The following is a 9,811-nucleotide window of genomic DNA, read 5'->3' on the forward strand; positions in this document are numbered from 1 at the left end:
GCACACTCGAACGTTCCAACGCCAAGCTCAAACTATGCTTTATTCGGCTGATGCTCAAGCGACTAGCCGCCTAAAAAGATCTCAAATGGGTTCTATACCGAGTCTTACGAGCAAAGGGAGAGTTGGGATCTGGGAAACCAGAGAAGAAATAAGGTGTTCCCTGAATTGAGAGTCAAAATAGGGGTGATTTTCACTTGAATCTTCACCCTTTCTCGCAGCTATATGGGTCGTCAGGATACTGGTAGAGGTAAAGCTTTTTGATTTATCCTAAATCACTCCAATTCATTCAGAAGATTTTTAAAAATTTCTACTACAGAGGAGTTAAACTCCATGTCACGGCAGTTTCTACCAGCAAATCTGTGGGTTAAAGTTTCAAATTCATAATCTGACATTTTTGATAAAACTTTATCTAAGTCTATCGATTTTCCTAAAATTTTACCCAGATTAGTGAAGAAATCTAGAAAAGCTTCTCGATATTTCTCGACAATCTTCTCATCAACTGCTACACTTACTTGATTTACTTCCTCAATCTTTTTTATGAGCTTGGCTGTAAGGGCATCTCTGGGATAGTTAATGTTCGTAAGGAATGAAAGTTCGTTGCCGAAAACCTGATCAATCCTAGTTTGGGAGGCAAAATCTTGAATTTCAATAATAGGCAGAGAGAATTCTTGTGAATTTATTTCTGCTAAAATTGCACGAGGAGGCTTTCCAGAACCATGTGTGTCTTCAAAAACATAGAGAATCCTATCTGGACCTGAATAGTCTTTGGCTATTACAACTGCTCTTTTAACACGATTAAGAATTGTCACAACTCCAATCACCATTCTCAAATAGGAACACCAGTAAATTTCTACCGAATTGTGATGAACTCCTAATAAGCTCACAGGTTGATCAGCTAAAGAAAAATGCTGTTCCGCTTCAACTGCAAATAGCTGCCAATCACCCCGATCATAGCGGGCAAATTCGCGAACTTGCTTAGTTTGCTCATGGCAAACCAAATCAGGGATGAAAAAGGCTAAACACTTCAATATTGTGTGTGTGGCTGAACGGTACTGTTCTTGAAGATTAAGATTCGCTGAAGCCTTCTGTGGTTGTGCGTCTTCCGATCGAAACTTTGCTTGCCTAATTATCTCGTCTTGCTCTTCTTGGCTCAAAGCTCTTCCTAAATATGACTCCGCATCACCTTTTAACCAGCGTTTGGCTTCTCCCCGCGAATTAAAGGAAATTTTAAACTTGATTTGTCCATCAGTTTGAGTCTCTTTCTCAACCAACGGCTCCTTCAGTCTTAGTTTTGCCCCTGCCTCAAGGAAATACGGCCCTTCTAATTCGATGGTAGGTATTGACTTGCGACGCTTGCCTTTAAATGACCAAGCATTCATGATCGCACTTGTGTAGATTAAAAATGCTCGATCAACTCTTTCTGAAAAACTTTGGTTGCACTCATTACAAATTAGTTGTCCTGTTTGATGGGAACCCGCCAAAGAAGCATTAAATATGTGTTCTTGGTTTGATGCCGGAAGTGAATTGGAGCAATAAAAGCATAATTTTAACTCCGAGGCTCTTCCAGGCAACTCTTTAAAGCAATTCATAGAGATAAAACAGGATTTTGAAAAAGTGTACTACAAAAATTATAACTTATTTTTCGATGGTGGTCAGAAATGAGACTGATGCTCATAGAAAACTTTCTAGAAGTCGTCGAGAGGCCCATCAAAATCATCAGAGAGCCAGATTTTATCTTTCCAAATTCCAAGTCCGCCTCGCTTTGTCTGCTTTTCTTGACTTAAGTTTTTAGCCTGCTTTTCAATCAAAAACTCAATGTAATGAAGCACTTCTGTCTGAAGAGACTCAGGGAGTTCTTCTAGTTTTTCTAAAATGACTGGCTGTATCATTCTTTTTACTTGCGATCGCACCATCTACTCCATTAAAACACCAAAACCCAATGTCAGCAACAGAATAGCCCATTATCTAGCCCGATCGCCCAAAATCGCACTCACACCATAATCATTCTGCAACTTGCCGAAAATTACCCGATCGACTATCGTTCCTAATAGCAGGACTAACAAAGAAAACATGAAAGCAATATTGCCACCTTGGATAGTTTTAGACTCCCTATTGCACAACTGGCTACTCGAAGATATCGGTAGGGGCGATCGCACGACATCGGCCTTATTCCCCGCAGCCAGCATCCAGGGTACTGCTAAATGGATAGTCAAAGAAGCTGGAGTCATTGCCGGATTGCCGATCGCACATCGCACTTTTAAACTTTTAGACAGCCACCTCAGCTTCATCCCGCAAGTACCGGAAGGGAAACTGTGCGAAAAAGGAGAAGTAATTGCCGAGATTTCTGGCAATTTCGACGCGCTGCTAACGGGAGAAAGAGTAGCATTAAACTTGGCAATGCGTTTGAGCGGAATTGCTACTTTAACTCGCAAATATGTTGACAAAATTGCCGATTTACCAGTGCAATTAGTCGATACCCGCAAGACGACTCCCGGATTGAGATTGTTGGAAAAATACGCGACTCAAGTCGGCGGTGCTTGCAATCATCGCATGGGATTAGATGATGCGGTGATGATTAAAGACAATCATATCGCGGCGGCTGGGGGAATTGCAGAGGCGATCGCCCAAATCCGCAATTCGATTCCCTATCCGCTGACAATCGAAGTGGAAACCGAATCTCTGGCTGAAGTAGAAACGGCATTGCAGCACAAAGCTGATATTATTATGTTGGATAATATGTCTTGCGATCTAATGCGGCAGGCTGTGGCAATAATTCGAGAAAAGAGCGATCGCGTAAAAATTGAAGCTTCCGGGAATGTTACTTTAGAAACTATTAGAAGTGTGGCGGAAACGGGAGTAGATTATATTTCTACGAGTGCTCCGATTACGCGATCGACTTGGCTCGATTTGAGCATGAAAATTAAGAGTCATTAGTCATTGGTCATTGGTCATTAGCGATAAAAAATATGGCTAATGCTAAATCCTCCTTGAATAGCCCATTTATTCTTTGGTTCCCCTCTGCTTGGACGAAAGTTTGACTCTTGAGCGATTTCAAGATCCGAATAATCCAAGAGGCATCTTATCTCTTAGCTAATGACTAATGACTGATGACTAATGACTCTTAACTATTACTTCGAGATAAAATGCACCCAAAAATTCCCATCAGCCATACAGACGCTGCGGATTAAGCGATAGGAATAGTGCAAGTAAGAACCGCTGACAGTTGTGTCATAACCCGTGGGGAACCATTCGCCATAGGGATCGTGAACGAAGAATCCTTCGCTGTCGTAGCCGGCAGCAACTATAATGTGACCGAAAGACGTGAAGTATCCGTGGATGACAGCGGGATTTCCGCTGGCGAGCCAATCTTGAACGTCATCAATGGTTGCATTCTCGGTAAAGTAATCTTGAGCTCCGTAATCTCTAACAATCTTTGCTAAATCCCTGGGTTCCCACCGACTGTAACCTTTGTCGATCGCATATTGGTAGAGTTCGTCTTCATATTGTCCGGTTTTTGTGCGCCGCGGCACTCTCAAAAAGTCCAGACACATCGCGATGGAAGTGACATTGCAAGAACCTGTAGGATTGTACAAGTTATCCATTTGCGATCGGTAAGGAATGCCAAGTCTGACAGTCGGCGGATTCGGTTTGGGATAAAGCAAAACGCCGTCTAGAGTAACTTGAGCGTGGGGGCCGTAAACATACCAAATCCCTGAACCTTTGAAAGACTCGTTGCGGAGAGCAACTCTAATGTGACCGCGAATCGGAGCAAAAGCTAGGAGTTCAAACTGTTTTCCGGCTGGGATTACTTGTTTTTCCGATTCCTGAAGTTGAGAAGACGCCAGCGGTTTTGATTTAAAAATGGTGTCTTTGAGGATTTTCAGGATCGGGCGAGGTGTGGGAATGTCCCCCGGTTTGGCTTCGATTAGCTTTTTGGCTGTGATTGCTCCCAAAAAACCCGGTTCACCGCACTTCATGAGGGTTTGAAATCGGTGGAGGGCTGCTGTAGAGAGGGGGCCAAAGATGCCGTCTACTGGAGGTTTCAGTAAACCTAGGTCAATGAGGCGGCTTTGAATTTGGCGGCTGAGTTCTCCGTCAGCCGCGATCGCCTTAGCATCGTACCTAATTTTTGAGTTTAGAAAGTTTTGTAATTTCATCCTTGCCTACCCAGATCGACGAGTCCAAGTTTATACTCTCAGAAAATTACGGCAATTTTACCGATCGTCCGTACCTTAAAGGCTTTGTATTCATGATTCGATACAAACCTTTAAGGCTGCGAGCGATCGAACTTGATATCCTGTCCGATCGATCGCTGCGGAGATTGGTTCGTAGTAAGGACTTTAGTCCGCAACTTAAGAGCGGACTAAAGTCCGTACTACGAACCTTTTTTTGTTACGATCGTAGATGGGACATGATATGACACAGTATTCTCAAATCACAGAAGGTGATGATTTACCTTCTTTGCGATCCCTAGCTTGACAAGCAAACGATTGCGCCTGGGAAGGAAGCAGTGTATTTTATGCTTCGTCGGGGCGAATTACCACCACACCCATCGCGTCGGGAGACAGATATTTGACGGCGGCTTCCCGAAGATCCTCCGCAGTCTGAGCTTGGATGCAGGCGGCATAGTTGAGGGCGGGAGCGATATCTCCTACCATCGACTGATAGTAACCGTACAAACTTGCTCGATCGCTGGGAGTTTCGTTACCGAAGATAAACCTATTTGCTACTTGGGTGCGGATGCGGGAAATTTCGGCATCTGTCACCAGTTCGGTTTGTAGGGTGCGGATGTGTCCGACGATGGCTGCTTCCACTTCTTTTATATTTTCTGTCGCTAGTTGAGCGGAAATCGAGAATACACCGCCCAGCCGCTGAGTCATGTTGCTGACCGAAATTGACGAGACTAGGCCTCTGTCTTCGCGCAAATCCTTAACTAAGCGAGTTGTGCGGCCGTGACCCAATACTGTCGCCAAAACGTCGAGGGCATAGGTTTCCGACATTTCCACGAAACCGGGCACCCGCCACATCACGATCAGTCGGGCTTGCTGGAGGGCTGAGTCTACAAATTCGCGGCGGACTGTTTCGGTAAATGGCGATTCTTGGCCGTAGTTGAGAATTTCGGATTCTGGGTCAAATTTGCTCACAGCGGGCAGATTTATGGTGCTGTTTTGTGCTGTGCTTTTTGCCGCAAAACTTTCTGCGACAATTTCTATGAGTCGATCGACCGGCAAATTACCTACTGCGACTGCTGTCATCGCCCCTGGCTGGTATCTGCTGCTGTGGAAATCCCGCATTTGCTGGGCGGTAAGATTTTCGATGACGGAAGTCGGGCCGAGTACGGGTCGCTTGTAGGGCAGAACTTCAAAGGCTAATTGCATCGATCGCTGATAGGTGCGGCGGCGCGGATTGTCTTCGGATCGTCTAATTTCTTCCAATACTACCAGCCGTTCGCGATCGAAGGCGTCGTCGGGAATGCTGGCGTTGAGCAAGACATCGACTTGCAGGGGAGCTAGTTCGGCAAAATCTTTAGGAGCTGTAGTGATGTAATAGTTCGTGTAATCTTGGCTGGTGGCTGCATTGGTGACAGCGCCGCGCTGTTCGATCGCCCGCTCAAATTCTCCGCTGGGAATGCTGGGAGTTCCCTTAAAAATCATATGTTCTAAAAAGTGCGCCATACCGTTGATTTCGTCGGATTCGACGGCTGAGCCTAAATTCATCCACACGCTGAGGTTCACCGCATCAACCGGCAAGTGTTCGGCGATAACCGTGAGGCCGTTGGGGAAATGGCGCACTGTTGGGGCGTTCAGGGGCGATCGGGAGGAGGCTTTGAGTAGGGTTGATGTCATGCGCTTTTAAAATTATCTTCTTCTCTATATCTTAAAGGGTCTTTTACGAAGGGATAGGACATTTGGCATCTACCATTCGCTATAAAAACTGAGATCGTTCTGGTTTTTCACTGTTGGACGCACCAAATGGCTAAAAACCCGGTTTCTTCCTAGATTCCTCGTTACCAAACCGAATATTCTGCGAGAAACCGGGTTTTTTCCTCATTCCCAGGCGCAAGTCCTGATGGCTAAAAACCCGGTTTCTTCCTAGATTCCTCGTTACCAAACCGAATATTCTGCGAGAAACCGGGTTTTTTCCTCACTCCCAGGCGCAAGTCCTGTTAAGATTTCTGCGATGGCTGCTCCGTCGTCGCCTCGCGCGATCGTTAATTTATTTTAATCATTTGTGCAAAGTCCTCAGTTTTTTGGTGACAGCACTCAATGGAAAATCCCAAATTGCATAAAAATTTAATATTTTCACAGCCTGCTTGGCAGCGATTTGGCCGATCGACCTCTGGGAAAATCGGCTTAATTTTGACTGTAGGCCTGATTATTGTGGCAGTGTTAGCTCCCCTGCTTTCTCCCTACGATGCTGCGGTCGATCGCGATTATTTGGCCAGATTAGTGGCTCCTAGCGCTAAACATTGGTTCGGAACCGACAGTTTGGGGCGAGATTTGTTAGTGCGGGTGTGGCACGGATTGGGGATATCTTTGATTGTCAGCTTGGTTTCTGTGGCTGCGGGTTTAATTGTCGGATCGCTGTTGGGGCTCTTGGCTGGGTATTTTCGGGGGTGGGTTGAAGGTGCGATCGGGATTTTGGCGGATATTTTGCTAGCTTTCCCTTCGATCTTACTGGCGATCGCCATTGTCACCGTCACCGGGCCCAGCCTGCAAAGCGTAATTATCGCCGTCAGCGCCGTGCAAATACCGATTTACATCCGCCTCACTCGCAGCATGGTGCTATCGCTGCGAGAACAACAATTTGTCTTAGCAGTCAAAGCCTTGGGCGCCAGCGACTTGCGGATTATTTTTCGCCACATTTTGCCGGGAAGTCTCGCGCCGTTAGTCGTACAAGCAACTCTTTCCACAGGTACAGCCACGCTAGAAGCTGCCGGTTTAGGTTTTCTCGGTTTGGGCGCCCAGCCGCCAGCCCCAGAGTTGGGGACAATGCTGTCGGATGCTTTCAAAGGCGGATACGCTCTTTCGTCTCCTTGGACTATTTTGTTTCCCGGTTTGCTGATTACCTTGACAGTTCTGGGTTTAAACCTTTTAGGCGACGGCCTGCGAGACGTTTTAGACCTCAGAAGGAATTAAAGGGGAAAGTGGGAGATTGGGATAATTTATACTTTTGACTTCAAAATCTAAAATCTAAAATCCAAAATCTAAAATCTAAAATCAACTTGACTGATGTCACAATGTACGCGAAACTTTACATACAACTGATGTATTGCTCCTACCTATTAATAACTTTTGTTAAGTTGTGACTCAAAACCTATCAATTCGTCAAAATTGATATAGTGGTTTTTTAGTCAGCCAACTCTCAAGAAGCGACTTCAGGAGGCATCGCAGCCGGCTTGCTGGCGTCGGTGTCTGATTTCATCATTCCTATTCAGTCAGCCCGGATTATGGAAACACTAGAATTTGTCATTTATCCAGATGGCCGCGTACAGGAAACAGTCACCGGCATTGTCGGTGCTTCCTGCGCTGAAGTAACCGCTGCAATTGAAGCCCAGCTCGGTGTGGTGCTTCATCAAGAGTCAACATCTGAATATTTTGCGCGAGTGCTGCATCAGTCAGCCGAAGCGACGGCCCAAGTGGCTTTTAGCGATTGGTAATCTTTTTTGTTCAGTCCACTTAAATTTTTTTGGAACCACCATGTCACATTTTAGCCAAATTAAGACCCAGATCCGCAATTTGAATTCTTTGGAAGCTGCTTTAACTGACTTGGGTATCGACTGGAAGTCTGGCCCGACTGAGGTGCGCGGCTATCGCGGCCTCACGAGCACTGCTGAGGTGGCGATCGAGCAAGAAAACGGCTATGACGTAGGTTTTAGCTGGAACGGGACTGAGTATGAATTGGTGGCCGATCTGCAATTTTGGCAGCAAGCTTGGTCTGTCGATCGTTTTCTGAATAAGGTGACTCAGCGTTATGCTTACCATACTGTGGTGAATGAAAGCGCTAAGCAAGGTTTCCAAGTTTCTGAGCAAAAGCAAAATCAAGACGGTTCGATCCGCTTGGTGGTTCAGCGCTGGTGCGCTTAAAAATTTACAGTTTGTTCGTAGTAAGGACTTTAGTCCTTTCCAATGGTTCGTAGTAAGGACTTTAGTCCTTTCCAATGGTTCGTAGTAAGGACTTTAGTCCTTTCCAATGGTTAAAGGGTTCGTAGTGAGGACTTTAGTCCTTTCAAAGGGTTCGTAGTGAGGACTTTAGTCCTTTCCAATGGTTCGTAGTGAGGACTTTAGTCCTTTCCAATGGTTCGTAGTGAGGACTTTAGTCCTTTCCAATGGTTCGTAGTGAGGACTTTAGTCCTTGCTGGCGATTGGGGAAAGAAAGGACTGAAGTCCTTACTACAAACCGATTTTTGTAATTTGGTCTCATTCAAGTCCGCGCCGGCGGACTTATTTATTATTGGAAGAGGTGTAAATGTCTGAGCTTTCTCCATTCCAAATAGATAGTACCGACGATCGCACTGGTTTAGAACCGGAGTTGGGCGGCGTGTTGCGAGATGCGCCCGATCGCACTGGTTTAGAACCGGAGTTAGGCGGCGTGTTGCGCCAAAAAGGCGTCTATGTTGACGAGATTACCTGCATCGGCTGCAAGCACTGCGCTCATGTTGCTCGCAATACTTTCTACATTGAACCGGATTACGGGCGATCGCGCGTAGTCCGACAAGACGGTGATTCTGAAGAGTTGATTGCAGAGGCGATCGACACTTGTCCGGTAAATTGCATTCACTGGGTTGACTACACCGAGCTCAAGAATCTCGAAGAAGAACGCAAGGATCAGGTAATTCCTGTAGTTGGTTTTCCCGTGGATATGGCTACGGTTCAGGCGGGTGTTCGCCAGCGCCAAAAGGCCAAGGGCGATCGCAAGTTCAAAAGCAGTCATTAAAATCCCCAGGTTTTCACCTCAAGCCCAACAAAAACAGCCCGCCCGGGCTGTTTTTATATACACTGTATAATTAGATTTATTTGAGAGGATGGTGTTCCGCGAGAATTTTCTCAACTCTAGCTTCGTCAATTCGGGCAGTTAAGGTTGTTGCCTCGTTGTTATCGCGAAGGGTTTTTGCTAAAGTGAAAGACGAGCCCACCGAAAAAGTTAAACCCATGCCCATAAAAGCTTTTTGCCAAGGATCGACCTGTAAATAAATGACACCTACAGTAGTTGCGGCAATGGCAACAATAAAAGAAACCCAGCACTGAAGAATCCAAGCATTAGTATCTTTTTGACGTATGATTTGTTTCTGCATAGTGCCTCTAGGTCAAATATATCTTTTGGTGGATTAACTTATACAATAGGAATTGCGATCGGAGGATTCAGGAAGACTAGGGACAGTTTATAGAAGCGCACAGGGCGATCGGGCTTTCAACTAAAAATTAGAACGCTGTAGATAGGTTTGAGCCTCTAGGAAGACTCCTCGCGAGTAGACAGTTTAGAAACTCCACTAAAGAAATCTACTTTTTCCTCAAAATAGCGTAAAGTGTACATTTCGCACCCCGAGCGCCCGGTGTAATACCAATTTTCAAAACTCTTGCAACATTATTCGTAGGGTGCGTCGCCACCGACAATCCCTAAAGAAACAGCCACAATTTCACAGCGACGCACCTTACGCAACCCTTGAATAAACAAGCCGAACAATTGTTCTTACCAGACTTTTTATAAATCATATAGAACCCATTTGAGATCTTTGGGCGATAGCGTAGAATCAAGGCAGAGTAGGTGAATTTGAGTAAATTGAGGTGAGAAATGGGGTATTCAAGTGACT

At 45.6% G+C, this 9,811-nt stretch carries 10 protein-coding genes and 1 pseudogene; 5 read left to right on the forward strand and 6 right to left on the reverse strand.

What is annotated here, in order from left to right; translation table 11 throughout:
- Positions 1 to 272 precede the first annotated feature (272 nt).
- From JGK39_RS31205 to JGK39_RS31210, 3 genes and pseudogenes are all read right to left on the reverse strand, one after another.
- Entirely contained in the window at positions 273 to 1,379 is a 1,107-nt protein-coding gene (locus JGK39_RS31205) for a hypothetical protein (protein WP_293322587.1), read from the reverse strand.
- Between the two features lie 33 nt (positions 1,380 to 1,412).
- A pseudogene (locus tag JGK39_RS33785) lies at positions 1,413 to 1,589 on the reverse strand (HNH endonuclease); the annotation flags it as partial.
- A 96-nt stretch (positions 1,590 to 1,685) separates the two neighbouring features.
- The gene (locus tag JGK39_RS31210) at positions 1,686 to 1,913 is read right to left on the reverse strand and encodes a DUF2281 domain-containing protein (RefSeq protein ID WP_293298701.1); all 228 of its coding nucleotides are present in this window, start codon (positions 1,911 to 1,913) and stop codon (positions 1,686 to 1,688) included.
- A gap of 157 nt (positions 1,914 to 2,070) precedes the next feature.
- Here JGK39_RS31210 and nadC point away from each other — a divergent pair, with 157 nt between their 5' ends.
- Positions 2,071 to 2,934, forward strand: a complete 864-nt coding sequence (gene nadC, locus JGK39_RS31215) for a carboxylating nicotinate-nucleotide diphosphorylase (RefSeq protein ID WP_293261748.1) — start codon at positions 2,071 to 2,073, stop codon at positions 2,932 to 2,934.
- 194 nt (positions 2,935 to 3,128) lie between these two features.
- Here the strand turns inward: nadC and JGK39_RS31220 are convergent, their stop codons facing one another.
- Both JGK39_RS31220 and JGK39_RS31225 read right to left on the reverse strand, forming a co-directional pair.
- Positions 3,129 to 4,157: a C39 family peptidase gene (locus JGK39_RS31220; protein ID WP_293261751.1), complete on the reverse strand. Its 1,029-nt coding sequence runs from the start codon at positions 4,155 to 4,157 to the stop codon at positions 3,129 to 3,131.
- Positions 4,158 to 4,517: 360 nt separating this feature from the next.
- Positions 4,518 to 5,846: a pitrilysin family protein gene (locus JGK39_RS31225; RefSeq protein WP_293261754.1), complete on the reverse strand. Its 1,329-nt coding sequence runs from the start codon at positions 5,844 to 5,846 to the stop codon at positions 4,518 to 4,520.
- A gap of 420 nt (positions 5,847 to 6,266) precedes the next feature.
- Between JGK39_RS31225 and JGK39_RS31230 the strand changes: the two genes are divergently transcribed.
- The 4 genes from JGK39_RS31230 to JGK39_RS31245 all read left to right on the forward strand — a co-directional run bounded on the left by JGK39_RS31230 (position 6,267) and on the right by JGK39_RS31245 (position 8,937).
- Complete coding sequence (locus JGK39_RS31230) at positions 6,267 to 7,139, forward strand: ABC transporter permease (RefSeq protein WP_293261757.1); 873 nt, start codon at positions 6,267 to 6,269, stop codon at positions 7,137 to 7,139.
- 311 nt (positions 7,140 to 7,450) lie between these two features.
- Positions 7,451 to 7,660, forward strand: a complete 210-nt coding sequence (locus JGK39_RS31235; RefSeq protein WP_293261760.1) for a DUF2997 domain-containing protein — start codon at positions 7,451 to 7,453, stop codon at positions 7,658 to 7,660.
- 40 nt (positions 7,661 to 7,700) lie between these two features.
- Positions 7,701 to 8,087, forward strand: a complete 387-nt coding sequence (locus JGK39_RS31240; RefSeq protein ID WP_293261763.1) for a DUF1257 domain-containing protein — start codon at positions 7,701 to 7,703, stop codon at positions 8,085 to 8,087.
- Positions 8,088 to 8,469: 382 nt separating this feature from the next.
- Positions 8,470 to 8,937, forward strand: coding sequence for a ferredoxin (locus JGK39_RS31245; protein WP_293261766.1), 468 nt, complete (start codon positions 8,470 to 8,472; stop codon positions 8,935 to 8,937).
- Positions 8,938 to 9,013: 76 nt separating this feature from the next.
- Here the strand turns inward: JGK39_RS31245 and JGK39_RS31250 are convergent, their stop codons facing one another.
- Positions 9,014 to 9,295: a YiaA/YiaB family inner membrane protein gene (locus JGK39_RS31250; protein WP_293261769.1), complete on the reverse strand. Its 282-nt coding sequence runs from the start codon at positions 9,293 to 9,295 to the stop codon at positions 9,014 to 9,016.
- Positions 9,296 to 9,811: the final 516 nt, after the last annotated feature.

The organism is Microcoleus sp. PH2017_12_PCY_D_A (genome assembly GCF_020738565.1).
GTDB lineage: Bacteria > Cyanobacteriota > Cyanobacteriia > Cyanobacteriales > Microcoleaceae > Microcoleus.

Bases quoted from the DNA above. Each gene is read 5' to 3' on its own strand.
- JGK39_RS31205 (WP_293322587.1), bottom strand. From the start codon at position 1,379: ATGAATGCTTGGTCATTTAAAGGCAAGCGTCGCAAGTCAATACCTACC.
- JGK39_RS31210 (WP_293298701.1), bottom strand. From the start codon at position 1,913: ATGGTGCGATCGCAAGTAAAAAGAATGATACAGCCAGTCATTTTAGAA.
- nadC (WP_293261748.1), top strand. From the start codon at position 2,071: ATGAAAGCAATATTGCCACCTTGGATAGTTTTAGACTCCCTATTGCAC.
- JGK39_RS31220 (WP_293261751.1), bottom strand. From the start codon at position 4,157: ATGAAATTACAAAACTTTCTAAACTCAAAAATTAGGTACGATGCTAAG.
- JGK39_RS31225 (WP_293261754.1), bottom strand. From the start codon at position 5,846: ATGACATCAACCCTACTCAAAGCCTCCTCCCGATCGCCCCTGAACGCC.
- JGK39_RS31230 (WP_293261757.1), top strand. From the start codon at position 6,267: ATGGAAAATCCCAAATTGCATAAAAATTTAATATTTTCACAGCCTGCT.
- JGK39_RS31235 (WP_293261760.1), top strand. From the start codon at position 7,451: ATGGAAACACTAGAATTTGTCATTTATCCAGATGGCCGCGTACAGGAA.
- JGK39_RS31240 (WP_293261763.1), top strand. From the start codon at position 7,701: ATGTCACATTTTAGCCAAATTAAGACCCAGATCCGCAATTTGAATTCT.
- JGK39_RS31245 (WP_293261766.1), top strand. From the start codon at position 8,470: ATGTCTGAGCTTTCTCCATTCCAAATAGATAGTACCGACGATCGCACT.
- JGK39_RS31250 (WP_293261769.1), bottom strand. From the start codon at position 9,295: ATGCAGAAACAAATCATACGTCAAAAAGATACTAATGCTTGGATTCTT.